The sequence below is a fragment of the Nonomuraea sp. NPDC049486 genome (genome assembly GCF_040676925.1).
Lineage (GTDB): Bacteria > Actinomycetota > Actinomycetes > Streptosporangiales > Streptosporangiaceae > Nonomuraea > Nonomuraea ferruginea.
Window position 1 is genome coordinate 239,469 of sequence record NZ_JBFAPV010000006.1, and the last position, 24,206, is coordinate 263,674.

The following is a 24,206-nucleotide window of genomic DNA, read 5'->3' on the forward strand; positions in this document are numbered from 1 at the left end:
CCTGTCGTGGGCTAGCCCCTCTCCGGACCGGCGGGCCAGGGGAGCGTACGGGATGCCGCGGTGATGAGGGCGCCCGCCTGGCGGACGGCCCGCACGAGGCCGTGGTCGGAGCCCGGCGGGCCGGATGCCAGGACCGCGTAGGCGAGAGGGCCCAGGATGCCCACGTCGGCGCGGACGCCGTCGTCGGTGCCCGTCTTGTTGGCCAGCCGGCCGCCCTCCGGGTCATGCCCCATGAAGGCGGGCACCAGGCCGTGGTCGGTGTTGGCCAGCATCCACCCGCGCATCAGCACCTGCCACCCCTCCGGGCCGGACAGCAGCGCCGCCAGGCCCGCCAGCTCACCGGCGGTGCCCAGGGCGAAGGCCGGCGGATGCTCGGGGCCGCGAGGCTCACGGATCCGGTCCAGCAGGCGGGTGCGGGTCAGCCCGAGCGCCGCGGCGGCGGCGTTCACCCGGTCCAGGCCGATGCGGCGCAGCAGCGCGTTCGTCGCGGTGTTGTCGCTCACCGACGCCGTGAGCAGGGCCAGGTCGCCGACCGTCCACGTCCGCGCGGACAGGCCGGGCAGCAGCCCCGACCCGCCGCAGTAGTCGTCGTCATGCAGGGACACCGGCTCGTCCGGGTCCAGGACGCCACCGTCGATGCCCATCGCCACCTCGGCCAGCAGCAGCACCTTGCCCACACTGGCCAGCGGCAGCTCCACGTCCTCACACCAGGCCAGCGCCGAGAGCCCCGCGTCCACCCGGCTCCCCGGCCCCATGCCGGAGACCCCGGCGTGCACCCTGCCTGAAACGGAGAGTTCGGCCTGAGCCGACGACGCGAGAGAGGGGCCGGTGCGGGCCGCACCTACGGCGGTGGATCCGGTGTGTGCAGAGCCTGCGGGGGAGAGGTCGGCGTGTGCTGAGCCCGTGACGAAGGGATCGGTGTGGTCCGAGGCCGCGGCGGAGAGGTCGATGTGTGCTGGGGTTGTGAAGATGGGGGCGGTTCGTCCTGGGCTGGGGGGCGATCCGGAGGGCGGGAGCGTGGTGATGGCGCGGACGGAGACGGCGAGCGTGCCGGGGCAGGCGGCCGCTATGCGCTCCAGGGCCGCGGCGAGCGCGGTGGTGTCGCCGCGCGCCGCGGCCGCCACGGTGAGATCGGCGCCGTCCGCTGCCTCCACGGCGGAGGCGGCCGTCCGGAGAACCTCGGCGGCCTCCTCCCACGAGGGGACGGGTGTGCGGACGGGGTGGTCGCGGGGAGTCATGGTGCTGATCCTTCCGGGGCGGGCGGGGTGACCACATTGTCCCGGACGGCCACCTCACCGGCCGTCACCACCAGGCGCGGGCCCGCAGCAGGTGGCGCCGTCCGCAACCCCGGTGACGGCCATGCGAAACCACCTGGTCCACCGCGATGGCGGCGACAACGGATCTCCGGAACTGCGCGCCGAAGGCATGGAGTCCGTACGGGCGATCAGTGACGGGGTGCCCGGCTGGGAGAACACGGCGGGCCACGGCGGCCGAGCCGCGTGCACGCCGCCGGACCCCGGCGCGAAGGCCGCACGATCACGTCTCAGCGGACCTGGCGGGCTCAGAGCGCAGGGTGACCAGGTACGCGCCCGACCCCGGCGATCGCGACCGCTTACCGCGACTTGGGCAAAGAAAACATCTGTGTGACGGATGTGAAAGGAGGGAACCGGAATGATCACTGGGGCGTCCAAGTCCCCATGCACCAACAGAACCGGCCGAAGCATGCTCGTGGGGACGGCCGGTTGGCCGAGCTCGACCTCCTGCGCTTCATCGCCGCCCTGGCCGTGCTGGCCTTCCACTACCTCGTGGCCTACGCGTCCGTCTGGGGCGACCGGCCCGCCGAGCTGTTCCCCGCCCTCGCCCCCATCGCCGGGTTAGGCATCCTCGGCGTCGAGCTGTTCTTCATCATCAGCGGCTTCGTCATCCTCATGACCATCTGGGGGCGCGGCCTCGGCTCGTTCGCCCGCTCCCGCCTCGTCAGGCTCTACCCCGCCTACTGGCTCAGCCTGCTCGCCGTCGCCGGCGTCTACGGTCTCACCAGCACCAAGGCGCTCGACCCCAAGCTCTCCACCGGCGAGTATCTGGTCAACGCCACCATGTTCCAGCGGCTGTTCAAGATCGGCGACGCCTCCGGCGTCTACTGGTCGCTCTGGGCCGAGCTCCGCTTCTACCTGCTCATCACCATCCTGGTCGTGGCCGGCGTCACCTACGGCCGGGTGCTCGTCTTCTGCGGCGTCTGGCTCGTCGCCGCGCTCGGCGCCGAACTCCTCGGCAACCCGGTGCTCAACGAGATCCTCATGCCCCGGTACGCGCCCTACTTCGTGGCGGGCATGGCCCTCTACCTCATCCACAAGCAGGGCAGCGCCTGGCTGCCCTGGATCTACGTCGCGGCCTCGTACGGCATGTCCCTGCACGCGGCGCTGGAACGCGTGCACGGCCGGATCGAGCTCGCGGGTTTCAAGAACATGCCCGTCACCGACGTCAGCGTTGTCATCACCATGACGCTGATCTACCTGGTCATGGCGCTCGTCGCCCTCGGCCTGCTGCGCCTGCGCGCCCGTCCCGCGCTCACCGCGCTCGGCGCGACCACGTACCCGCTCTATCTGTTCCACTCCGTGATCGCCGCCGCGCTCGTGCCGCTCCTCGTCGGCGACCTGCCGCCGTGGGCCACCGCGGTCATCACCACCGTCGTGGCCATCGTCGTGTCGTACGCGGTCTACGCGTTCGCCGAACGTCCCATCCAGCGCATACTCAAGCCCCGCCGGGCATCCGTGAGCACGGCGGCGCCCGTGGTAGAGGTGGAAAAGACGTCGGTGCCATAACTCTGTGACCCTGGGGCACTGTGAAGGGCATAGGCTCGGGCATATAAACGGCGGATAGACAGATCCGGACGAACAGAGGGTGCGCATGACGGTGCGTCGGGTGATGGGCATCGAGACCGAGTACGGCATCTCCGTACCCGGTCAGCCAGGCGCCAACGCGATGGTGACCTCCTCGCAGGTGGTCAACGCGTACCTGGCCGCCTCCGCGGCCAAGGCGCGCAGGGCGCGGTGGGACTTCGAGGAGGAGAACCCGCTGCGCGACGCCAGAGGGTTCGACCTCGCCAGAGAGGTCGCCGACCCCAGCCAGCTGACCGACGAGGACCTCGGCCTCGCCAACGTCATCCTCACCAACGGGGCCAGGCTCTACGTCGACCACGCGCACCCTGAATACTCGACGCCGGAGTGCACCAACCCACGCGCCGCCGTCATCTGGGACAAGGCCGGCGAACGCGTCATGTACGACGCCGCGCAGCGGGCCGGCGCCATCCCCTCCAACGCCCCCATCCAGCTCTACAAGAACAACACCGACGCCAAGGGCGCCAGCTACGGCTGCCATGAGAACTACCTCATGCGGCGGGCGACGCCGTTCGCCGACATCGTCCGCCACCTGACCCCGTTCTTCGTCTCCCGTCAGGTCGTGGTCGGCGCCGGCAAGGTCGGCATCGGCCAGGACTCACGCGGCGAAGGCTTCCAGATCAGCCAGCGGGCCGACTTCTTCGAGGTCGAGGTGGGCCTGGAGACCACGCTCAAGCGGCCGATCATCAACACGCGCGACGAGCCGCACGCCGACCCGGAGAAGTACCGGCGGCTGCACGTCATCATCGGCGACGCCAACATGTCGGAGATTTCCACTTACCTGAAGCTGGGCTCGACCGCGCTCGTCCTCGCCATGATCGAAGACGGCTTCCTCACCCGCGACCTCACCGTCGAGAACCCCGTCCAGGCCCTGCGCGCCGTCTCCCACGACCCGTCCTGCCGCTACGAGATCGCCATGCGCGACGGCCGCAAGCTCACCGCCGTCCAACTGCAGATGGAGTACCTCGAACAGGCGCGCAAGTACGTCGAGGAACGCGAGACCGCGCAGGACGAGATGAACAAGGACATCCTCGACCGCTGGGAGTCCGTGCTCACCCGCCTCGCCGAAGACCCCATGCAGCTGTCCAGGGAGCTCGACTGGGTCGCCAAACTCGAGCTCCTCGAGGGCTACCGCAGCCGCGACGGCCTGGCCTGGTCGCACCCCCGGCTCCAGCTCGTCGACCTGCAATACTCCGACATCCGGCCCGACCGGGGCCTCTACAACCGGCTCGTCGCCCGCGGCCGCATCCAACGGCTGATCACCGAGGACGAGGTCCAGCGGGCCGTCGAGCATCCGCCCAGCGACACCCGCGCCTACTTCCGCGGCCGCTGCCTGCGGCAGTACAGCGAGGCCGTCGCCGCCGCCTCCTGGGACTCCGTCATCTTCGACATCCCGGGCAGGGAGTCCCTCCAGCGCGTTCCCACCTTGGAGCCCCTGCGCGGCACCAAGGCCCACGTCGGAGAGCTCTTCGACCGCTGCCGCACCGCGGCCGACCTCGTCGCCGCCCTCACCGGCGGTGAGTAGCGGGGCGTCGGGCTACACCAGCCCGACGCCCAGCGTCAGCGTCCCCGCCGCGAGCGACGCGCCGCCCAGGAACGTCAGGTAGATCAGCTTGTTCGGCTTGGTGTCGCCGGGCCGCACCACCGACAGGAAGAACCCCAGCGGCATCAGGATCGGCGCCGCCACGATCGCCAGGCGCACCAGCCCCTTCACCGGGTCCGACAGCGCCGCCTGGTCCACGTACAGCATCGCCACCAGGCTGAAGAGCACCAGCACGCCCGCATGCGCGTGCCCGGCCCGCCACAGACCGCGCCGCACCGGGTTGTCGAGATAGCCGGGAACGTTCCGCATCAGGAACCGCAGCAGCGTCACACCGCCGAAGGCGATGGTCGGCACCGTGATGAGCAGCACGCCTGCCGTGCTGAGTGAAGCGGGGGACATCTCAGAACCTCCTGTGTCATCGGGGGTCCCAGTATTGGATAGCAGCGCTATCCAGTCAAGCGGGTAAGGTCAGGGGACGATCGGCGCGAAATGTCGGGCCGTTCGGGGAAGATATGGACTGAGAGGCAGTCCCCCGCACATGGAGGTAGGGCATGGCTACGAAGGACACCGGCGGGCAGAAGCAGACCGGCCGGCGCGAGTCCGAGGTCGAGGAGACCGAGGCCTCCGCGGCGCCGGACGTCCAGGAGCGCCAGGAGAAGCTCACGGACGACGTCGACGCGATTCTGGACGAGATCGACGAGGTCCTCGAAGAGAACGCGGAGGAATTCGTGCGGAGCTACGTCCAGAAGGGCGGAGAGTAGGCCCAGGCGGACATCGACAAGGAGTGCGAACGGGTGGAACCACCGGAAGGATGTAAGCGCTGCTCCGACTGCGGAGAGGCCCCTGGCCTCTCCGCAGTCGGGCTGAACAAGCGCGTGCCCGACGGGCGGGCGCGCCACCCCAAAGTCTGCTTCCGGAAACGGTCCACCCAGAGCTGTCGCGAGCGCAGAGGGTCTGCTGCCCGCCTCGCCCTACCGAAGCGATGCGCGAGATCAAGGATCATGACAGCCGGCACGACCACCTGCTGAAACACCGCTACGGCAACCCGAGCGCACGCTCCGCCGTCGACCACTGCCACCGGACGGGCCGGGTCCGGGGCAGTCGGGGTGCCGGGTCCGGCCCCGGCTCAGGAGACGGCGAGGCCGGCGTTCTACGGGGACGCGGTGCGGGTCCGGGCGGGCATCTGGTAGGCGGCGCCCACGCCGAGGAGGCGTACGGGGCGGCTCAGGTCGAAGCGGGCGAGGGCGTCGAGGGCGGCGCCGGTGACGGTCCCGGGGTCCGTGGTGGGGGAGGGGAGCGTCGTCTGGCGGGTCCGGGTGAGGAACGGGGCGAAACGGACCTTGACGGTGACGCGGATGATGGCGCGGCCCGCTCCGGCGGCGTCGGCGGTGACCTGGCGGGCGAGTCCGGAGACCTGGGCGGCGATCTCGGCGGGGTCGGTGAGGTCCTCCCGATAGGTGGTCTCGCGGCTGTGGCCACGCGGGATCCACGGCGTGGTGACGACCTCGGCCTCGCCCTTGCCGAGGGCGAGATAGCGCAGCCAGGGGCCGTTGGTGGGGCCGAAGCGGCCGGCGAGGCCCGCGGGATCGGCGGCGGCCAGCTCGGCGACGGTGCGCAGGCCGAGCTCGGCGAGTTTCCCGGCGGTCTTGGCGCCGATGCCCCACAGGGCGTCCGTGGGCCGGTGGTTCATCTGCTCGGCCCAGGTGTCGCCGGTGAGGCGGTGCACTCCGGCGGGTTTGGCGAAGCCGGAGGCGAGTTTGGCCTGGTGCTTGTTGTCGCCGATGCCGACGGAGCACGAAAGCTCGGTGCGTTCGCGTACGGCTCGCTGGATGTCGCGGGCGAGGGCTTCCGGGTCGTCGGTGCGGACGCCTAGGAAGGCCTCGTCCCAGCCCCAGACCTCGACGTCGGCGGGGAAGTCGCGCAGGACGGCCATGACGCGGGCGGAGGCGGCCTCGTAGGCGGGCGGGTCGCTGGGCAGGAAGACGGCGTCGGGGCAGCGGCGCAGCGCGGTGCGCAGGGGCGTGCCGGAGTGGACTCCGCGGGCGCGGGCCTCGTAGGTGGCGGTCGCGGCGACCGTGCGGGGCCGGGTGGGGTCGCCGTCGCCGCCCACGACCACGGGCCGGCCGCGCAGCTCGGGGTGGCGCAGCAGCTCGACGGCGGCGATGAACTGGTCGAGGTCGACGTGCAGGACCCAGTTCCTCATGGGTCCAGTATCGGCGGGTCAGCCGCTGACGTTGGCGGCGCCCCCGGCGAGTTCTTCCAGTTTCGCCTGGTAGGCGGCGGCGGCCTCGTCGGCGCTCCGGCCGGAGACGATGTCGGCGGTGGCCTCCTGCAGCGCGACCGACACCTGCGGGTAGACGGCGAGGCCGGGCCGGTAGGCGGTGATGGGCAGCACCTCGTCGGCGATGTACCCGAGCATCGGGTCCCCGGCGAGCACCTCGTCGTTGACGTCGGTGCGGGAGCTGATGCGCACCTGGCCGGCGAGCTGCGACTCGGTGGCGGCCGCGGAGTGCATGAACGCGAGCAGTTCCCAGGCGAGCCGCGGGTCGGCGGAGCGGGGGTTGAGCACGCGGACGGCGCCGCCCGACATGCTGGCGTGGTCCTGGCCGCGGATGCCGGCGCCGGGCTCCTTGGCGGGGATCCTCGCGTAGCCGACGACCTGGTCGCGGTCCTTCATGGGGGCTACGCCTGCGTTGGGCTCGATGACGGAACGCCAGAAGTAGTCGCCTTCGAGCAGGATGGCGATCTTGCCGTCGGCGAACTGGGTGAAGGACTTGTCGCGGCCCTTGGCCTCCTGCTGCAGCTTGGGGTCGCCGAGGCCGCTGCCGCCGTAGATCCGCTCGTAGAAGCCGAGCACGTCCTTCATCGCCTGGGAGGCGCCGGTCCACTTGCCCTGGCTGTAGATCTCCGCGCCCGCGCCGGCGAGCAGGGGGAGGACGCCCTGCATGGTGGTGGCCTCGCCCATGGCGGTGCCGGCGTTGATCTGGATGGGCGTGGGCACGCCCGCCGCCTTCAGCTTCTCGCCGGCGTCGATGATGTCCTGCCAGCTCGCCGGCTGCCAGTCGGCGGGCAGGCCGGCCTTGCCGAACAAGGTCTTGTTGTAGAACAGGACGCGGCCGTCGGTGCCCTGCGGCAGCCCGTACTTCTTGCCGTCGAAGATGCCCAGCCCCTGCACCGCCTGCGGGATCTGGGACCAGCCCTCCCAGGAGTCGACCGCGGCCCCGCCGACCTCGGCGAGCGGCTTGATGTAGCCGGCCTGGGCGAACTCGCCGACCCAGATGCCGTCGACGTCGATGACGTCCGCCCCGGCGCCGGACTTGAGGTCCAGGGCGAGCTTCGTCTTGTACTGCTCGTCGTCGACGCCGCTGGGCTGGAAGAGCACCTTGACGTTCTGGTGGGTCTTCTCGAACTCGGGGATGACCCAGTTCTTGATCCAGTCGGCGGATTCCGAGTTCTTGCCGCCGGAGATCGAGTTGGCGGCGATGGTGAGGGTGACGGTGCCGCCCTCGGCGGGGGCGCCGGTGCCGCAGGAGGCGAGCGCCAGGCCGGCGACGGCGATGAGCACGGGCAGGCGGGGCATGCGCATGGCGTCCTCCTGTTCAGGACGTGCGGACATACCGACAATCGCACGGGCGATGCGGGGCGTAAAGAAACGATCTGATGAACGGTTCGCCCTGAGCTGATCGTGGGAAGTGCAGACAGCGACGCAACAACAGTAGGGTCGGCACAGGAACACTGAATGTTGGGAGGGAGTCGCGTGGCGAAGAGGGATCTGCCCACCGGCTTGGTGAGCCAGCTTTTCCAGAACACCGGAAGTTCCTCGTTCACCGATTTCGTGAGCGCGTACGCGCCGGAGTTGCTGCCCCGCAGAGACGAGGTGCTGGCTACGCCGATCGGCGACCAGGTTCCGCACGCGACCACGATCGTGGCGGCGACGTTCGCCGGCGGGGTGATAATGGCCGGCGACCGGCGCGCCACGTCCGGCAACATCATTTCCCAGCGCGACGTGGAGAAGGTCTTCCGGACCGACGACTACTCGTGCATGGGCATCGCCGGCACGGCCTCGACCGGCATCGAGATGGCCCGGCTCTACCGCGTGGAGCTGGAGCACTACGAGAAGCTCGAAGGCCGCACGATGTCGGTGAAGGGCAAGGCCAACAGGCTGGCCACGATGATCCGCGGCAACCTGGCGATGGCGATGCAGGGGCTGGTGGTGGTGCCGCTGTTCGCCGCCTACGACCCCGACCGCGACGAGGGGCGGATCTTCAGTTACGACGTGGCGGGCGGTCCTTACGAGCGGGAGCGGTTCGACGCGATCGGCTCCGGTTCGATCTTCGCGCGCGGCGCGCTCAAGAAGCTCTACCGCGAGGGGGCGTCGGCCGACGACATCACGATGGTGCTCATCCAGGCCCTGTACGACGCCGCCGACGACGACTCGGCGACCGGCGGGCCCGACATGACGCGGAAGATCTTCCCGATCGTGTCGCTGATCGACGCCGACGGTTTCCGCCGGCTGACCGATGAGCAGGTGTCCGGCTACGTGCGGCAGATGCTCGACGAGCGCCTGATCTCCCCCGACGGCCCCATCGCCCCGCTGCGCTAGAAAGGACCCTCAGTCGTGTCCATGCCTTTCGGATATGCGTCCCCTGAGCAGATCATGCGGGACAAGGCGGACTACGCGCGCAAGGGCATCGCGCGGGGCCGTTCCGTGGTCGTGCTGCAGTACGTCGACGGCATCCTGTTCGTGGCGCCCAACCCGTCACGCGCCCTCCACAAGATCAGCGAGATCTACGACCGCATCGGGTTCGCCGCCGTCGGCCGCTACAACGAGTTCGAGGAGCTGCGGCTGGGCGGCATCCGCTACGCCGACATCAACGGCTACTCCTACGACCGCTCCGACGTGACCGGCCGCGGCCTGGCCAACCTGTACGCCTCCAACCTGGGCCGCATCTTCACCGAGTCGATCAAGTCGCTGGAGGTGGAGGTCGTGGTCGCCGAGGTGGGCGACGGGCCCGAGGGCGACGCGATCTACCGGCTGACGTTCGACGGTTCGGTCTTCGACGAGCACGGCTTCGCCGCGATGGGCGGCCAGGCCGACGCGGTGCTCGGCCGGCTCAAGGAGCACTACCGCGAGTCGATGTCGCTGTCCGACGCGCTGGAGGTGGCGCTGAAGGCGCTGACCGAGCCTGGCGGCGAGCGGCCGCCGGTGGAGCAGCTGGAGGTCGCGGTGCTCGACCGCAACCGCGAGCACCGCAAGTTCAAGCGCCTGGCGGGCGCCCAGCTCGACCGGCTGCTGGCGTCGGCCCCGCCCCCTGCCGAAGAGCCTCCGGCGGCGGAGTCCGACGAGAAGCCGCCGCCGACGGGCCCCGACGGCCCGGTCGACGACGGCTCGTCCCCGCTGTAGCGGCCGATTTCGTACGACAACCCCCGGTGTGAGGTGGATCACGCCGGGGGCGTCGAACCGCGGCGCGCGATCGGTCATCCTATGGTCCGTGAACACGACGATCCGCAGCCTGCTCGCCGGCGGCGCCGCCGCGGCCATCCTCCTGACGTCCTCCGCGGCGGCCGAGGCCGCCGCCGCCCCGCGCTACAGAGCGCCCAAGATCTTCGGCACTTCCTTCCAGGCCGACCCGAAGCACGACTTCACCAGGTCGCCGCGGCCGCGCCACAACGGCATCCTGCGCGGCTGGATCACCCACGTGAGCGGCGGCGTGGCCGAGTACGAACCCATCAGGTGGAAGAAGGGCAAGGTCACCGAGGGCCGGTTCGTGGGCCCGCCGGAAGGCGACGTGCGCGTCTACGCCTCGCCCATCGCCCGGAAGGTGGTCTTCCTGTCCGCGCTGGGCTGCGGCCAGAAGATGACCGGCCTGACCGTCGACCGCCGGACCGGTCTGGGCAGCAAGCGCTGCTCGCGCGCCGACCTCATCAAGCGGGCCCAGCGAGGCGAGCGACCGGCCCTCATCACCGTCCACAATGGCCAGATCGTGAAGGTCCAGGAGATCTTCACGCCCTGACGCCGGAAAACACCAGGCGGAGATCTCTCCCGCTTCCCCATCCGTGGGCATAGTGTGAGGTGATGGATCGTCGCATCTTCGGGCTGGAGAACGAGTACGGCGTGACCTGCACGTTCAGGGGGCAGCGCAGGCTGTCCCCCGACGAGGTCGCGCGCTACCTGTTCCGGCGGGTCGTGTCCTGGGGCCGATCGAGCAACGTCTTCCTCCGCAACGGCGCACGCCTCTACCTCGACGTAGGCAGCCATCCTGAATACGCAACCCCCGAGTGTGACAACGTCATCGAGCTGGTCACCCACGACAAGGCGGGTGAGCGGATCCTGGAGGGCCTTCTGGTCGACGCCGAGAAGCGGCTGCGCGAAGAAGGCATCGCCGGGGACATCTATCTGTTCAAGAACAACACCGACTCGGCGGGCAACTCCTACGGCTGCCACGAGAACTACCTCGTGGGCAGACACGGCGAGTTCGGACGGCTGGCCGACGTCCTCATCCCGTTCCTGGTGACCCGCCAGATCATCTGCGGCGCCGGCAAAGTGCTGCAGACGCCGCGCGGCGCCGTCTACTGCGTCTCGCAGCGGGCCGAGCACATCTGGGAGGGCGTCTCGTCGGCCACCACCCGGTCCCGGCCGATCATCAACACCCGCGACGAGCCGCACGCCGACGCCGAGCGGTTCCGCCGCCTGCACGTCATCGTCGGCGACTCGAACATGAGCGAGACCACGATGCTGCTCAAGGTCGGCGCGACCGACCTAGTGCTGCGCATGATCGAGGCCGGCACGGTGATGCGCGACCTGACGCTGGAGAACCCGATCAGGGCCATCCGGGAGGTGTCGCACGACATGACCGGCCGGCGGCGGGTGCGGCTGGCCAACGGGCGCGAGGCGTCCAGCCTGGAGATCCAGCAGGAATACCTGTCGAAGGCGCAGGACTTCGTCGACCGGCGCGGCGGCGACGCCATCGCGCACCGCGTGCTGGAGCTGTGGGAGCGCACGCTGCGCGCCGTCGAGACCGGCGACCTCGACCTGGTGTCGCGGGAGATCGACTGGGTGACGAAATACCAGCTGATCGAGCGCTACCGCAAGAAGTACGACCTGCCGCTGTCGTCGCCCCGGGTGGCGCAGCTCGACCTGGCCTACCACGACGTGCACCGCAAGCGCGGCCTCTACTACCTGCTGCAGAAGCGCGGCTCGGTGGAGCGGGTGGCGTCCGACCTGAAGATCTTCGAGGCCAAGTCGGTGCCGCCGCAGACGACCAGGGCGCGGCTGCGCGGCGAGTTCATCCGCAAGGCGCAGGAGAAGCGGCGCGACTTCACCGTCGACTGGGTTCACCTCAAGCTGAACGACCAGGCGCAGCGGACCGTGCTGTGCAAGGACCCGTTCCGCAGCGTGGACGAGAGAGTTGACAAGCTGATCGCCGGCATGTGAGCGGCGCCGGTTTACCTCGGGCCTACCAGGCTTCGGGTAGGGTGACGCGAATCTGACCGTCGTTCCCCGAGGGAAATCCATGCGCCGCGCTCTGGCCGCTCTGGCCGCCGTGCCTATGCTCTTCTTCGCCGCCGCGTGCGGCTCCGATACGGCCTCGACCGCGTCCGGAGACGGGTCCGCGGGGGTGAAGGTCACCGGCGAGGTGGGCGCCAAGCCTACGGTGACCTTCCCCTCCGGCGACCCCGCCACCACGTCGTCGTACAAGGTCCTGGAGACCGGCGACGGCCCCGCGGTCAAGGCGGGCGACCAGCTCATCGTCAACCTTTCCGTCTGGAACTGGGACGGCAAGGACAACGCCGCGCAGGGTTCCACGTACGACACCAAGACGCCGGAGACCCTGCCGGTGAACGAGCAGCTCCCGCAGCTGCTGCGTGACGGTTTCACGAAGATGAAGCACGGCGGGCGGCTGCTGGCGGTCATGGCCAACGACCTCGTCACCCCGGCGGCGGGGCAGTCGCCGTCCACGGAGGCGACGAAGGTGTTCGTGATGGACGTGGTCGGCACGCCGCCGAAGCCGCTCGCGGCCGCCACCGGCAAGGAGACCGGCGAGACCCTCAAGGGCGTCAAGGTGGAGAGCCCCGGCGGCGACAAGGCGCCGACGCTGACCACGAAGACGAAGGACAAGCCGTCCAAGGAGCTTGTCGTCAAGACCCTCATCAAGGGCGAGGGCGAGCCGGTCAAGGCCGGGGCCACGCTGAGCGTCCACTACACCGGCAAGATCTGGGGCACCGACAAGGAGTTCGACTCCAGCTGGGGCCGGGGCGAGCCGGCCTCGTTCCCGCTGGCGCAGGTCATCCAGGGCTGGCAGAAGGGCCTGGAGGGCGTGCCGGTCGGCAGCCGCGTGGTGATGAGCATCCCGCCGGACCTCGGCTACGGCGCCCAGGAGCAGCAGGGCATCCCGGCCAACAGCACGCTGGTGTTCGTGGTGGACGTCCTGTCGGCCTACTGACCGTCCTGACGACGGGCGTGCCTCCTTCGGTACGGGGGCGCGTCCGTCGTGTGGTTTCCGGGGACGCCTTGCCCGTTTCGTCGCGTCCGCTGACGGGTGACCCGGCGGGGCGGTAGCATCGCGGGGCTCGTGCCCGGTGCGAGCCCTCATGCGTGTCTTTCGGGAGGCGCGCACGCCCGCGCAGGAAGGTCATCCCGTTGCCCACCCCTCACTCGGTCCCCGCACCGGCGACCGGAGCGCCCCGATGACGAGGTTCGTCCACCGCCCATCCCGCCTCCAGCGTGGGCACGCCTCGCGGGTGAGTCTCCGGTGCGCGAGGAGGTCACGGCGGTGACCTCCGGGTGGTCGGGTCCGCGGGGGCGAGGATCCTCCAGGATCGGGGATCTGCCCGGGACCCGGGAGTCCCGACGGCGGCAGGAGGGCCCTCCACGGGGTCACCGGCGACGGCGGGGCCGGGCTGTCGCGCTCGCGTTCCTGCTCGTGGCGCTCGCCGCGTGTACGGGGGCGGGACCGGAAGTGACCGAGCCCCGGGTCGCGGGCTCGTTCGGAGCCCGGCCCACGATCACCTTCCCGACCGGCCCGCCGCCCGCCGAACCGCGCGTGGGAGAGCCGGCCACCGGTCACGGGGCGCCGCTGGAGCCGGGCGGTGTGGCCGTCGTCCAGTACACCGCCCACCTGTGGGACGGCCGGGAGAACCGGCTCGTCGAATCCACGTTCAACCGCGGCACGCCCGCCGCGCTCCCGCTGGGCGCGCTCCCGGCGGGCCTCGACGCCGCCCTCCGCGGCCGCAGGGCAGGCAGCCGGGTGACCGCCGCCATCCCGTTGCGGGACGGAACCCCTGGGCCCACCATCACCGGGACGAAAGGTCGCCCGGAGACCGGCGGACCCGCCTTCACGGCAGGCCCCGGCGGCCCGCAGGACGTCAGGCCTCGCGGGCCACAGGACGTCAGGCCTTGCGGGCTACGAGACGTCAGGCCCTGCGGGCCACAGGACGTCACCTTCCTGTCTGAGGCGGCACAGGAGGTCACCTTCCTGTCTGAGGCGGCGCAGGACGTCACCTTCCTGTCTGAGGCGGCACAGGCGGCTCATCGGGCTGGGGAGCACGCGCCCGGGAACGGCCCGATGGCTGCGGGTCAGTGGGCCGGTTCGCCGCCGGCGGCTCACGCCGCCGCCAGCGTCATGGAGGGCCCCGCCACGGCCGTCCGTCAGGGCGGCGTGGACCCTGCGGCGGTGGAGGACCGTCCGGGGGACGGCGGGCGGGTGGATCTGTTCTATGTGGTCGACATTCTGGGCGCGCATGCCGGGGACGCCGCCGTGGAGGCCGACGCGGGGGCGGTGGCCGGGGTTAGCGTAGGCGGTGGGGCGGCGCCGGGGGTGACGATCCCGGACGTGGCGCCGCCGGGCGGGTTCGCCGCCGCCGTGCTGGGCCGCGGCACCGGGCCCGCGGTCGAGGCCGGGCGGCTGCTCGTCGTCCAGTACGTGGCCGCGGCCTGGAGCGACCGCCGGATCGTGACGTCCACCTGGGAACGCGGCCGTCCCGAGGCGTTCACGATCGGCGACGGGAGCGTGATCAGGGGCTGGAACCGGGCGCTGACCGGGGTCCCCGCCGGGAGCCGGGTGGCCATGGTGGTGCCGCCCGACGACGGCTACGGCGCCACCGGCCGCCGGGGACTCGGGATCGGGCCGGAGGAGACGCTCGTGTACGTGGTGGACGTGCTCGCCGCTTACTGACGGCGACCCGGGGCACGGCCCGCGAACCCGGTTCTCACGCGTACATGATCAGAGCCTTGGTCCTCCTCGCCCGCGCTGCGCCACGACGCCGAGGCCGCGCGAGCAGTAGGGGGCCTGAAGTCCGGCCGGGCCCGCAAGCTGGAGCGGGTCCGCGAGAAGCCGCGCACCGGCCCTAGACTCCGGGCTGTGAGCGACGACGACCTCGATGCCCTGGCCCTGCTGCACGATCCCGTACGGCGCAGTCTGTACGAGGCGGTGGCCGGTCGCGGCGGCGAGGTGGGCAGGCAGGAGGCGGCGGAGGCCGCGGGCGTCTCCCGCACGCTCGCCGGTCACCACCTCGACAAGCTCGTCGAGGCGGGGCTGCTGGAGAGCGGCTTTCGCCGGCCGGAGCGCGGAGGGCCGGGCAGCGGGCGGCCCGCGAAGGTCTACCGCAGGGCGGCGGGGGAGCGGTCGGTGAGCCTGCCGCCGCGTGACTACGTCACCCTCGCCTCCGTGCTCGCCGGAGTGGTCGACGAGCTCGGCGCCGAGGAGCGGGCGGAGCGGGCGGCCCGCCTGGCCGGTGAACGGCTGGGCAGGAGCCGCGGCGGCCGGCCCGTCGAGGAGGTCCTGCGCGAGCGCGGCTACGAGCCGTACGCCGACGCCGGCGGCCTGCGCATGCGCAACTGCCCGTTCCACGTCCTGTCGCACGAGCAGCCGCTGCTCGTCTGCTCCATGAACCTGGCGCTGTGCCAGGGCCTGCTCGACGGGCTGGGCGACGACCCGGGGAGGGCCAGGCTGGATCCGCGGCCGGGGGAGTGCTGCGTCGCCCTTTCTAAAACAAATGGAGATTGACATAGAAGTGCGGAAAGTGGTTCGCTGAGCGTCATGCATCTTGCGGAGCTCAACATCGCGCACCTGCGCGGGCCCGTCGACTCGGCCGAACTCGCCGACTTCGTCGCCCTGCTCGAACCGATCAACGCGCTCGCCGACGAGGCCCCCGGGTTCGTGTGGCGGCTGAAGGAGAGCGAGGCGGACCCCACCGCGACCGTGGTGCACGACTACGGCGACCACCTGCTGGTCAACTTCTCGGTGTGGGAGGACCTCGACTCGCTGTGGAACTACGTCTACCGCAGCGGCCACCTGGAGGTGCTGCGCCGCCGCCGGGAGTGGTTCCACCGGGTGGCGGAGCCGTACATGGTCATGTGGTGGGTCCCCGAGGGCGTCATCCCGACGCTCGCCGAGGCGATGGCACGGCTGGAACGCCTCAGGACCGAGGGCCCCGGCCCCGAGGCGTTCACGTTCAAGGACTCCTACACCAGCAGCGAGGCCGCCAGCCTGCCCGCCGCGGCCGAGGCCAGGAAGTAGGGCAGGTCCTCCTCCAGCCCCCGGCCCATCGTCGACAGCCGCACCGGCGAGCCGCGCAGCGCCTCGTGCAGACCGTCCACCTCGACCGGCACCAGCTCGTGGCGGACGGCCAGCAGCTCGGCCTGGTCGCGCACCCGCTCGCCGAACGCGCCCGGCAGGATCGGCACCGGCACCCTGGCGCGGGCCAGCGCCACCCGGCCGTAGGCGGTCAGCGAGTGGTGGGAGATCCCGTAGTGGCGCTCGCGCCGGTCGCCGTCGCTCACCCGCAGCGCCGCGACCGGCCGCCCGAGCAGCACCGACGCGGCGTTGACCGCCTCGCCGGCCGACACCCCGGAGAACCCCCAGCGGGTGCCCGAGCCCAGGTTGCCCGGCCCTTGCGCGACGATCGCCACGTCCGCCCCCAGCACGTGGCGGGCCGCCAGCAGGCCCGTGTGGGTGGTGACCGCCTCCACGTCGCCGCCGAACGCCTGGCCCACCGTGACCGTCCCGGCCAGCCAGCCCTGCTCCCGCAGCGCCGCCGCCGACATCGAGAACCACGCGGGCAGCGCCCCGCCGTCGAGCATCACGTACGCGACCCGTACCGACGACCCCGCGTCCGCGTACAGCCCGCACAGGATCGGCGCCAGCGCCGAGTGCAGGTCGGCCACCACCACCGGCATCCCGTCGACCGAGTCCGCCTCGCGCAGCGCCTCGTGGTGCGGGGAGTCCTGCTCGTCCGCGCCCAGCACCGTGGCCTGCAACGGCGTGTAGCGGGCCTTCACCAGGTGCCCGGGCCCCTGCGGATCTTCCGGCAAACGGTTCGGCACGGCCACCACCATGGCGTAACCTCCCGTACCGAGACCCATCGCGAGTGCCGTCGTGTTGAGCAGCACCTCGTCGCCGGGTTCGGGGCGGCCCACCAGTGACGGGTAGGCCAGCGCCCGGCACGGCGCGCCAGGCTCTGAGCCGGGCGGGCCGTCCTCCCCGGGGACGGCGACATCCAGTTCCATCGCTCCCGGCCACTCGCGCCGGATCCGTACGACCTCGCCCTTGCGCCATCTGATCACGGGGGCAGGGTAGCGTCGTTGAAGGAGGAGTGAGCAGATGTCGCGCCGTAAGACAGAGCGGTTGCTGAATCTGGTGATCTGTCTGCTCGCCACCCGGCGCCCGCTGTCGGCCGAGCAGATCAGGCACGCCGTGCCCGGCTACGACCGCGACAGCGACGAGGCGTTCCAGCGGATGTTCGAGCGAGACAAGAACGAGCTGCGCGAGATCGGCATCCCCATCGACGTGGTGCGCGATCCCTGGGAGGACGAGCCCGGCTACCGCATCGAGCGGCAGTCGTACGAGCTGCCCGAGATCACGCTCGAACCCGACGAGGCCGCCGTGCTGGGCCTGGCCGCCCAGGTGTGGCAGCGGGCCAGCCTGGCCGAGGCGGCCTCGGGGGCGCTGCTGAAGCTGCGCGCGGGCGGCGTCCACACCGACGACGCGCTCGGCGGCGGGCCCGGCGGCGGCATCGGGGGAGGGGTGCTGGAGCTGCGCGTCGACACCCGCGACCCGGCCTTCCCCGCGCTGTGGCAGGCGGTGCGCGACCGCAAGGTGGTCAGGTTCGACTACCGCGGCGCCGGCAGCGAGAACGTGCACACCCGCACCGTCGAGCCATGGGGCGTGGTGAGCCGCCGCGGCCGGTGGTACCTCGCCGGCTACGACCGGGGCCGCGAGGCGCCGCGCGCGTTCCGGCTCAGCCGCATCACCGGCCCGGTGACCACCACCGGCAAGGCCGGCGCCGTCCAGGTGCCGCAGGGCGTCGACCTGCGGGCCATGGTGGCCTTCCCCGACGAGCCCGCCCAGGAGCGGATCGCGGTGGTGCGCGTCCGCCGGGGCGCCTGCGAGGGGCTGCGCCAGCTGGCCAGGGCCGTCACCCCGGGCGGCGACGGCTGGGACGAGGCCGAGCTGCCCTTCACCGACCCCGAACGGCTGGCCGGATGGATGGCCAGCCTCGGCTCCGACGTCGAGGTGGCCGGGCCGCCCGACGCCCGCGAGGCCGTCATCCGCCGACTGAAGGGGGCGCTCGCGTGAGCGGATCCGCCGACCGGCTGCCGAGGCTGCTCGCCCTCGTGCCCTACCTGATGTCCCATCCGGGCGCGCAGGTCGGCGAGGTGGCCGAGGTGTTCGGGCTGACCGAGAAACAGCTCATCGACGACCTGCAGCTGGTGTGGATGTGCGGGCTGCCCGGCCACACCCCCGGCGACCTCATCGACGTGTCCTGGGACGGCGGCGAGATCCTCATCGACAACGCCGACACCATCGCCAGGCCGCTGCGGCTCGGCATCGACGAGGCCAGCGCGCTGCTGGTGGCGCTGCGCATGCTCGCCGCCACCCCTGAGCTGGCCGAGCTGCCGGGAGACGCGCTGCCCCGGGTCGTCGCCAAGCTGGAGCGGGCCGCCGGCGAGGGCGCCGCCGCCGTCAGCAGCCAGGTCGCCGTCGACGTCGACGCCGCCCCCGACGCGCTGCCCCGGGTGCGCGAGGGGCTGACCAGGAAACGGCGGCTGTCGCTGCGCTACTACGTGCCGGGCCGCGACGAGGTCACCCCGCGCGAGGTCGACCCGATGCGGCTCGTCGTCGCCGACGGCCGCACCTACCTGGAGTGCTGGTGCTACCGCGCCGAGGCGATGCGGCTGTTCAGGCTCGACCGGATGCTCGGCGTCGAGGTGCTCGACGAGCCCGCCGACCCGCCCGCCGAGGCCGAGCCGATCGACGTCGCCCAGGGGGTGTTCCGGCCGTCGCCCACCGACGAGCTGGTGGAGCTGGAGGTGACCGCCGCCGGTCGGTGGGTCGCCGAGTACTACCCGTGCGAGCAGGTCGCCGAGCTGGGCGAAGGGCGGCTGCGGATCGCGCTGCGGGCCCGCGACGACGACTGGATTCTCAAGCTGGCGCTGCGGCTCGGCGACACCGGCCGGGTCGTCTCGCCGCCCGGGACGGCCGAGCGGGTGCGGGAGGAGGCCGAGCAGGCGCTGGGGCTGTACGCTCACCGGCCATGACGTGGATCCTGGTGTCGATCGGGCTCGGTGTGGCCGGGCTGGCCGTCCTGGCGGTCGCGGCCGTCCGGGTCGGCGCCGCCGCGTCCAAGCTGAACAGGGCAATTGTCCATGTTCACCATCAATTCGATCGCAAAGAGGACGCCAGGGGATGAGGCAGAGGCTCCGGCAGCGTACGATCGGGGGGAAACCGCACCTCGCTCTCATCATGAAGGGGGTCACATGAGCCTGGGAGCTCCGGAGATCATTCTGATCCTGGTGGCCTTGGTCCTGCTCTTCGGAGCCAAGAAGCTGCCGGATCTCGCCCGTGGCGTCGGCCGGTCCCTGCGCATCTTCAAGGCGGAGACCAGCGGGCTGACCGATGACGAGAAGCCCACCGTGGTGCAGGCCCAGCCCCAGCCACAGCCCCAGTCCCAGTCGGCGCCCCCGCCGCAGCTCCAGGCCACGCCCGTGGTGGAGCTGTCGGCCGAGGAGCAGGCGCGCCAGCTGGAGGAGCAGGCCGCGCGGCTGCGTGCCGCGGCCCAGACCGAGAAGCGTTCCTGACCTCGTCCACCTCGTCCCGAGGACTCATCGATGGCGCTGCTGAAACGGTCGGAGCCCAAGGCACCGCGTGACGCCGAAGGCCGGATGCCGCTCATGGACCACCTCCGCGAGCTGCGCAACCGGCTGCTGATCGCGATCGCCGCCGTCACGGTGGGCGTGATCGCCGGCTGGATCGTGTCGGGGCCGGTGTGGGAGGTGCTCAAGGACCCCTACTGCTCCACGACCCAGTCACACCAGCTCACCGGCGAGTGCAGCCTCACCTACAACGGCATCTTCTCGTCGTTCTTCATCACGCTGAAGATCTCGCTGATGGTGGGCCTGGTGCTGGCGTCGCCGGTCTGGCTCTACCAGATCTGGGCGTTCGTCACCCCCGCGCTCTACCGCACCGAGAAGCGCTTCACGATGGGGTTCATGGCGCTGGCCATCCCGCTGTTCGTGGCGGGCGCGGCGCTGTCCTACCTCATCATGGACGTCGCCCTGGGGTTCCTGCTCGGCTTCAGCCTCGACGGCACGGTCGCCACCATCGCGATCGACCAGTACCTCGACTACGTCCTGATCATGCTGTTGATCTTCGGGGTGTCGTTCGAGCTGCCGCTGCTGCTGGTGTTCCTCAACGTCATCGGGGTGCTGCAGCACGCGACGGTGGCCAAGCACCGGCGGCTGGTCGTCTTCCTGATGTTCGTCTTCGGCGCGATCGTCACCCCTGGCGGTGACCCGATCACCATGATGGCGCTGGCCACGCCGATGATCGTGCTGTTCCTGGGCGCCGAGCTGTTCATGTACCTGCGGGAGAAGCGGCGTCCCGCCGGCGAGTTCGACCACCTGTCCGACGACGAGATCTCACCGCTCGACCTCGGCTCCGATCCGGACGGCAAGCTGGAAGAGGATTCCGGTTCCGCGCGGTAGGGGGTAAGTTCCGGGGCGTGGCCCCCCATCTCGCCCTGCTCGTCAACCCTGCCGCCCGCGGCGGCCGGACGCTGCGCCTGCTCGAACCCGTCGCCCGCAGACTGCGCGCGGGCGGCGCCGAGCTGTCCGTGATCGTCGGCGACGACGCCGCCGACGCGCTCGACCGGGCCTGCCTCGCGGTCGCCGAGCGGCCCGACGCGCTCGTCGCCTTCGGCGGCGACGGCCTGGTCCACCTGGCCGTGCAGGCCGTGGCCGGCACCGACGTGCCCCTCGGCATCATCCCCGCCGGCACCGGCAACGACATCGCGGCCGCGCTCGGCCTCGCGCACAAGGACCCGATCGCCGCGGCCGGGACCGTCCTGCGGATGCGGCCCCGGGCGGTCGACGCCGCCCGCATCGGCACCGGCGACGGCGAGGAGCTGTTCGCCGGGGTGGTGTGCTGCGGGTTCGACTCGCGGGTGAACGAGCGCGCCAACCGGCTCACCTGGCCGCCCGGCATGGCCCGCTACCTGCTGGCCACCGCGCAGGAGCTGCGCTCCTTCGAGCCCATCCCGTTCCGGGTCACGCTCGACGACGGCGAGCCGTACGAGCGGGAGGCCATGCTCGTGGCCGTGGGCAACACCTCCTCCTACGGCGCCGGGATGCGGGTGTGCCCCGACGCGCTGCCCGACGACGGGCTGCTGGACGTGATGATGGTGGAGGCGCTGGGCAAGGCCGAGTTCCTGCGCGTGTTCCCCAGCGTCTACCGGGGCACCCACGTGACCCACCGGGCCGTCACCGTGCGGCGCGCCAGGAGCGTGCGGCTGGAGGCGCCCGGCGTGGTGGCCTACGCCGACGGCGAGCGGATCGGGCCGGGCCCGGTGACCTGCGAGATCCGGCCGGGAGCGCTGACCGTACTGACCTGACTTTGTAAAGGCGGCCGGCCCGGAGACGATCACCTTGGGACCGACCGGAATGGCGGTTTCGATAGGCTTGCGGGTATGACAACGCCAGCGGAACGCTACGCGGCCTTCCGTCAGAAGTACTCCGGTGACGAGGCCGCTCTCCGGTCGTTCCGGGGCCTGTACGAGTTCGAGCTCGACGACTTCCAGATCGACGCCTGCCGGGCGCTGGAGGCGGGCGACGGCGTGCTGGTGGCGGCCCCGACCGGATCGGGCAAGACGGTCGTCGGCGAGTTCGCCGTCCACCTCGCCCTGGAGCAGGGCCGCAAGTGCTTCTACACGACCCCGATCAAAGCGCTGTCCAACCAGAAGTACAACGACCTGGTCAAGCGGTACGGCACCGCCAAGGTCGGCCTGCTGACCGGCGACAACAGCGTCAACGGCGAGGCGCCCATCGTCGTCATGACGACCGAGGTGCTGCGCAACATGCTCTACGCCGGCTCGGCCACGCTGGCCGGGCTCGGCTTCGCCGTCATGGACGAGGTCCACTACCTCGCCGACCGGTTCCGCGGCGCGGTCTGGGAAGAGGTCATCATCCACCTGCCGGAGTCGGTCCGGCTGGTCGCGCTGTCGGCCACGGTCAGCAACGCCGAGGAGTTCGGCGAGTGGCTCGGCGAGGTGCGCGGCGACACCACGGTCATCGTCGACGAGCACCGCCCGGTGCCGCTGTGGCAGCACATGATGGTCGGCAACCGCATCTACGACCTGTTCCTGCCCGATGACGACGTGCCGCGCATCAACCCGACGCTGATGCGGGTCACGCGCGACGCCGAGCGGCTGATGGCCGGCCGCCGCGGGCGCGGCTACAACCGGCCGTCGCGGTCCAGGCCGCCCGACCGGGCGCAGGTGATCGAGAAGCTCGACGCCGAGGGGCTGCTGCCCGCGATCACGTTCATCTTCTCCCGCGCGGGCTGTCAGGCGGCCGTCCAGCAGTGCCTGTACGCCGGGATCCGGCTGACGACCGAGCGGGAGCGCCACGAGATCCGCCAGCTGGTCGACGAGCGCACCGCCCACCTGCCCGACGAGGACCTGGCCGTGCTGGGCTACCTGGAGTGGCGCGACTGCCTGGAGCGCGGGCTGGCGGCCCACCACGCGGGCATGCTGCCGGCCTTCAAGGAGGTCGTGGAGGAGCTGTTCACCCGCGGCCTGGTCAAAGCGGTGTTCGCGACCGAGACGCTGGCCCTGGGCATCAACATGCCGGCCCGCAGCGTGGTCATCGAGAAGCTCGACAAGTGGAACGGCGAGACCCACGCCGACCTCACCCCCGGCGAATACACCCAGCTCACCGGGCGGGCCGGCCGGCGCGGCATCGACGTCGAGGGCCACGCGGTGGTGCTGTGGCAGCCCGCCATGGACCCGCTGTCGGTGGCCGGCCTGGCCGGCACCCGCACCTACCCGCTGCGTTCCAGCTTCCAGCCCTCCTACAACATGGCGGTCAACCTCGTCGGCCAGTTCGGGCGGGAGCGGGCCAGGGCGCTGCTGGAGGAGTCGTTCGCGCAGTTCCAGGCCGACCGGGCGGTCGTGGGGCTGGCCAAGCAGCTGCGCAAGCAGGAGGAGGCGCTGGAGGGCTACCAGGAGGCGATGACCTGCCACCTGGGCGACTTCGGCGCGTACGCGACGCTGCGCAGGCGGCTGTCCGACCGGGAGGCGGAGATGTCCCGCCAGCGCGGCGCGGCCCGGCGCGCGGCGGCGGTGCGCTCGCTGGAGGCGCTGGAGCCCGGCGACGTCATCCGGGTGCCCGGCGGCCGGCGGGCCGGGCTGGCGATCGTGCTCGACCCCGGCCGCAACCCGCGCAACAGGTCGGCGGCGACGGGGCCGACGCCGCTGGTGCTGACCATCGGCAAGCAGGTCAAGAAGCTCGACCCGGCCGACTTCCCGGTGCCGGTCGAGCCGCTGGAGAAGATCCGCATCCCGAAGAACTTCAACGGCCGCTCGCCGAAGGAACGCGCCGACCTGGTCTCCACCCTGCTGGCCAAGATCGGCGACCGCGACCTGGGCAAGCCGCCCAGGGCGCGCGACCACGCGGTGGAGGACGAGGAGATCAACGACCTGCGCCGGCAGATCAGGCAGCATCCCTGCCACGGCTGCGACGAGCGCGAGGACCACGCCCGCTGGGCCGAGCGCTACCACAAGCTGCTGCGCGAGACCCAAGGGCTGCGCCGCAGGGTGGAGGGCCGCTCCCACGTCATCTCGCGCACCTTCGACCGCATCTGCTCGGTGCTGGAGCAGCTGGGCTACCTCCACGGCGAGCACGTCACCGACGAGGGCCGCCGCCTGGGCCGCCTCTACACCGAGCTCGACCTGCTGACCGCCGAGTGCCTGCGCAGCGGCCTGTGGGAGGAGCTCGACCCGGCCGAGCTGGCGGCGTGCGTGTCGGCGCTGGTGTTCGAGTCGCGCCAGTCCGACGACGCCCGCAGGCCGAAGATCCCCGCCGGGCGGGCGCAGGACGCGCTGACGGCCATGATCCGGCTGTGGGGCGAGCTGGAGGGCATCGAGGCCGACCACGGCCTGTCCACCATCCGCGAGCCCGACCTGGCCTTCGCCTGGGCGGCGTTCCGGTGGACCAAGGGCCACAGCCTCGACGCGGTGCTGATGGACGGCGTCAACGGCAGCGAGCTGGCGGCCGGCGACTTCGTCCGCTGGATCAAGCAGCTGATGGACCTGCTCGGCCAGATCAGCAGCGCGGCCCCGCCCGGCAGCGCGATCAGGCAGACCGCGACGAAGGCCGTCGACGGGATGCGGCGCGGCGTGGTGGCGTACTCGTCGCTGGTGTGACCGCCCGCGCGCAGCGGAGCGTCCCCGCGACCGTGCTCAGGACCGTGCTCGTGCTCAGGACCGTG

The 24,206-nt window shown here is 71.4% G+C and carries 23 protein-coding genes; 18 read left to right on the forward strand and 5 right to left on the reverse strand.

The genetic code is table 11. The features are described 5' to 3' along the window. Positions 1–11 precede the first annotated feature (11 nt). The gene (locus AB0K05_RS19910; RefSeq protein ID WP_364230702.1) at positions 12–1,238 is read right to left on the reverse strand and encodes a serine hydrolase; all 1,227 of its coding nucleotides are present in this window, start codon (positions 1,236–1,238) and stop codon (positions 12–14) included. A gap of 504 nt (positions 1,239–1,742) precedes the next feature. Here AB0K05_RS19910 and AB0K05_RS19915 point away from each other — a divergent pair. Together AB0K05_RS19915 and dop are read left to right on the forward strand one after the other, a co-directional pair. Next, on the forward strand, positions 1,743–2,822 hold the full coding sequence (locus AB0K05_RS19915; RefSeq protein ID WP_271278153.1) for an acyltransferase: 1,080 nt from the start codon (positions 1,743–1,745) through the stop codon (positions 2,820–2,822). Between the two features lie 85 nt (positions 2,823–2,907). Further along, a complete protein-coding gene (gene dop / locus AB0K05_RS19920) occupies positions 2,908–4,422 on the forward strand; it encodes a depupylase/deamidase Dop (protein WP_148031420.1) in 1,515 nt (504 codons plus the stop codon). Between the two features lie 12 nt (positions 4,423–4,434). Here dop and AB0K05_RS19925 read toward each other — a convergent pair whose 3' ends face one another. After that, on the reverse strand, positions 4,435–4,839 hold the full coding sequence (locus AB0K05_RS19925) for a hypothetical protein (RefSeq protein WP_148031421.1): 405 nt from the start codon (positions 4,837–4,839) through the stop codon (positions 4,435–4,437). Between the two features lie 152 nt (positions 4,840–4,991). Between AB0K05_RS19925 and AB0K05_RS19930 the strand changes: the two genes are divergently transcribed. Continuing rightward, positions 4,992–5,201, forward strand: a complete 210-nt coding sequence (locus AB0K05_RS19930) for a ubiquitin-like protein Pup (protein WP_148031422.1) — start codon at positions 4,992–4,994, stop codon at positions 5,199–5,201. Positions 5,202–5,590: 389 nt separating this feature from the next. On the opposite strand, the gene AB0K05_RS19935 is transcribed toward AB0K05_RS19930, so the two are convergent. Both AB0K05_RS19935 and AB0K05_RS19940 read right to left on the reverse strand, forming a co-directional pair. Next, the gene (locus AB0K05_RS19935) at positions 5,591–6,643 is read right to left on the reverse strand and encodes a DNA polymerase IV (RefSeq protein ID WP_364230705.1); all 1,053 of its coding nucleotides are present in this window, start codon (positions 6,641–6,643) and stop codon (positions 5,591–5,593) included. 18 nt (positions 6,644–6,661) lie between these two features. Next, complete coding sequence (locus tag AB0K05_RS19940) at positions 6,662–8,026, reverse strand: extracellular solute-binding protein (RefSeq protein WP_271278157.1); 1,365 nt, start codon at positions 8,024–8,026, stop codon at positions 6,662–6,664. Positions 8,027–8,296: 270 nt separating this feature from the next. Here AB0K05_RS19940 and prcB point away from each other — a divergent pair, with 270 nt between their 5' ends. The 8 genes from prcB (at position 8,297) to AB0K05_RS19980 (ending at position 15,959) form a co-directional block, all read left to right on the forward strand. After that, the gene (gene prcB, locus AB0K05_RS19945; protein ID WP_364230944.1) at positions 8,297–9,043 is read left to right on the forward strand and encodes a proteasome subunit beta; all 747 of its coding nucleotides are present in this window, start codon (positions 8,297–8,299) and stop codon (positions 9,041–9,043) included. A gap of 21 nt (positions 9,044–9,064) precedes the next feature. Beyond that, positions 9,065–9,844 (forward strand): proteasome subunit alpha, encoded by a 780-nt coding sequence (gene prcA, locus AB0K05_RS19950; protein ID WP_187281424.1) that lies wholly within the window; start codon positions 9,065–9,067, stop codon positions 9,842–9,844. An 88-nt stretch (positions 9,845–9,932) separates the two neighbouring features. After that, positions 9,933–10,454 carry a hypothetical protein gene (locus AB0K05_RS19955; RefSeq protein ID WP_364230708.1) on the forward strand — a complete coding sequence of 174 codons (522 nt, stop codon included), beginning with the start codon at positions 9,933–9,935 and terminating at the stop codon, positions 10,452–10,454. 62 nt (positions 10,455–10,516) lie between these two features. Then, positions 10,517–11,875 (forward strand): Pup--protein ligase, encoded by a 1,359-nt coding sequence (gene pafA / locus AB0K05_RS19960; protein WP_148031426.1) that lies wholly within the window; start codon positions 10,517–10,519, stop codon positions 11,873–11,875. 79 nt (positions 11,876–11,954) lie between these two features. Then, positions 11,955–12,884: an FKBP-type peptidyl-prolyl cis-trans isomerase gene (locus AB0K05_RS19965; protein ID WP_148031427.1), complete on the forward strand. Its 930-nt coding sequence runs from the start codon at positions 11,955–11,957 to the stop codon at positions 12,882–12,884. Positions 12,885–13,400: 516 nt separating this feature from the next. Beyond that, positions 13,401–14,615, forward strand: a complete 1,215-nt coding sequence (locus AB0K05_RS19970) for an FKBP-type peptidyl-prolyl cis-trans isomerase (protein ID WP_364230711.1) — start codon at positions 13,401–13,403, stop codon at positions 14,613–14,615. 186 nt (positions 14,616–14,801) lie between these two features. Continuing rightward, a complete protein-coding gene (locus AB0K05_RS19975) occupies positions 14,802–15,446 on the forward strand; it encodes a helix-turn-helix domain-containing protein (RefSeq protein ID WP_219545719.1) in 645 nt (214 codons plus the stop codon). 33 nt (positions 15,447–15,479) lie between these two features. After that, the gene (locus AB0K05_RS19980; protein WP_219545718.1) at positions 15,480–15,959 is read left to right on the forward strand and encodes a DUF3291 domain-containing protein; all 480 of its coding nucleotides are present in this window, start codon (positions 15,480–15,482) and stop codon (positions 15,957–15,959) included. On the opposite strand, the gene AB0K05_RS19985 is transcribed toward AB0K05_RS19980, so the two are convergent. Further along, the gene (locus AB0K05_RS19985) at positions 15,905–17,005 is read right to left on the reverse strand and encodes a DUF3866 family protein (RefSeq protein WP_364230714.1); all 1,101 of its coding nucleotides are present in this window, start codon (positions 17,003–17,005) and stop codon (positions 15,905–15,907) included. The genes AB0K05_RS19980 and AB0K05_RS19985 overlap by 55 nt on opposite strands. Before the next feature lie 37 nt (positions 17,006–17,042). Between AB0K05_RS19985 and AB0K05_RS19990 the strand changes: the two genes are divergently transcribed. The 7 genes from AB0K05_RS19990 to AB0K05_RS20020 all read left to right on the forward strand — a co-directional run bounded on the left by AB0K05_RS19990 (position 17,043) and on the right by AB0K05_RS20020 (position 24,141). Beyond that, entirely contained in the window at positions 17,043–18,017 is a 975-nt protein-coding gene (locus AB0K05_RS19990) for a WYL domain-containing protein (RefSeq protein WP_148031431.1), read from the forward strand. After that, a complete protein-coding gene (locus tag AB0K05_RS19995; protein WP_364230716.1) occupies positions 18,014–18,979 on the forward strand; it encodes a WYL domain-containing protein in 966 nt (321 codons plus the stop codon). Before AB0K05_RS19990 ends, AB0K05_RS19995 begins: the two co-directional genes overlap by 4 nt. Next, positions 18,976–19,131, forward strand: coding sequence for a hypothetical protein (locus tag AB0K05_RS20000; protein WP_187281141.1), 156 nt, complete (start codon positions 18,976–18,978; stop codon positions 19,129–19,131). The genes AB0K05_RS19995 and AB0K05_RS20000 overlap by 4 nt, the downstream gene beginning before the upstream one ends. Positions 19,132–19,198: 67 nt before the next feature. Continuing rightward, the gene (gene tatA / locus AB0K05_RS20005) at positions 19,199–19,519 is read left to right on the forward strand and encodes a Sec-independent protein translocase subunit TatA (protein WP_364230718.1); all 321 of its coding nucleotides are present in this window, start codon (positions 19,199–19,201) and stop codon (positions 19,517–19,519) included. 30 nt (positions 19,520–19,549) lie between these two features. Further along, positions 19,550–20,425: a twin-arginine translocase subunit TatC gene (tatC, locus tag AB0K05_RS20010; RefSeq protein WP_246640117.1), complete on the forward strand. Its 876-nt coding sequence runs from the start codon at positions 19,550–19,552 to the stop codon at positions 20,423–20,425. A 17-nt stretch (positions 20,426–20,442) separates the two neighbouring features. Then, the gene (locus AB0K05_RS20015) at positions 20,443–21,330 is read left to right on the forward strand and encodes a YegS/Rv2252/BmrU family lipid kinase (protein ID WP_219545716.1); all 888 of its coding nucleotides are present in this window, start codon (positions 20,443–20,445) and stop codon (positions 21,328–21,330) included. A gap of 75 nt (positions 21,331–21,405) precedes the next feature. Continuing rightward, entirely contained in the window at positions 21,406–24,141 is a 2,736-nt protein-coding gene (locus AB0K05_RS20020) for a DEAD/DEAH box helicase (protein WP_148031435.1), read from the forward strand. The last annotated feature ends 65 nt before the right edge of the window (positions 24,142–24,206 follow it).

Coding starts and splice junctions, on each gene's coding strand:
- AB0K05_RS19910 (WP_364230702.1), bottom strand. CDS start 1,238: ATGACTCCCCGCGACCACCCCGTCCGCACACCCGTCCCCTCGTGGGAG.
- dop (WP_148031420.1), top strand. CDS start 2,908: ATGACGGTGCGTCGGGTGATGGGCATCGAGACCGAGTACGGCATCTCC.
- AB0K05_RS19925 (WP_148031421.1), bottom strand. CDS start 4,839: ATGTCCCCCGCTTCACTCAGCACGGCAGGCGTGCTGCTCATCACGGTG.
- AB0K05_RS19930 (WP_148031422.1), top strand. CDS start 4,992: ATGGCTACGAAGGACACCGGCGGGCAGAAGCAGACCGGCCGGCGCGAG.
- AB0K05_RS19935 (WP_364230705.1), bottom strand. CDS start 6,643: ATGAGGAACTGGGTCCTGCACGTCGACCTCGACCAGTTCATCGCCGCC.
- AB0K05_RS19940 (WP_271278157.1), bottom strand. CDS start 8,026: ATGCGCATGCCCCGCCTGCCCGTGCTCATCGCCGTCGCCGGCCTGGCG.
- prcA (WP_187281424.1), top strand. CDS start 9,065: ATGCCTTTCGGATATGCGTCCCCTGAGCAGATCATGCGGGACAAGGCG.
- pafA (WP_148031426.1), top strand. CDS start 10,517: ATGGATCGTCGCATCTTCGGGCTGGAGAACGAGTACGGCGTGACCTGC.
- AB0K05_RS19965 (WP_148031427.1), top strand. CDS start 11,955: ATGCGCCGCGCTCTGGCCGCTCTGGCCGCCGTGCCTATGCTCTTCTTC.
- AB0K05_RS19980 (WP_219545718.1), top strand. CDS start 15,480: ATGCATCTTGCGGAGCTCAACATCGCGCACCTGCGCGGGCCCGTCGAC.
- AB0K05_RS19990 (WP_148031431.1), top strand. CDS start 17,043: ATGTCGCGCCGTAAGACAGAGCGGTTGCTGAATCTGGTGATCTGTCTG.
- AB0K05_RS20000 (WP_187281141.1), top strand. CDS start 18,976: ATGACGTGGATCCTGGTGTCGATCGGGCTCGGTGTGGCCGGGCTGGCC.
- tatA (WP_364230718.1), top strand. CDS start 19,199: ATGAGCCTGGGAGCTCCGGAGATCATTCTGATCCTGGTGGCCTTGGTC.
- tatC (WP_246640117.1), top strand. CDS start 19,550: ATGGCGCTGCTGAAACGGTCGGAGCCCAAGGCACCGCGTGACGCCGAA.
- AB0K05_RS20020 (WP_148031435.1), top strand. CDS start 21,406: ATGACAACGCCAGCGGAACGCTACGCGGCCTTCCGTCAGAAGTACTCC.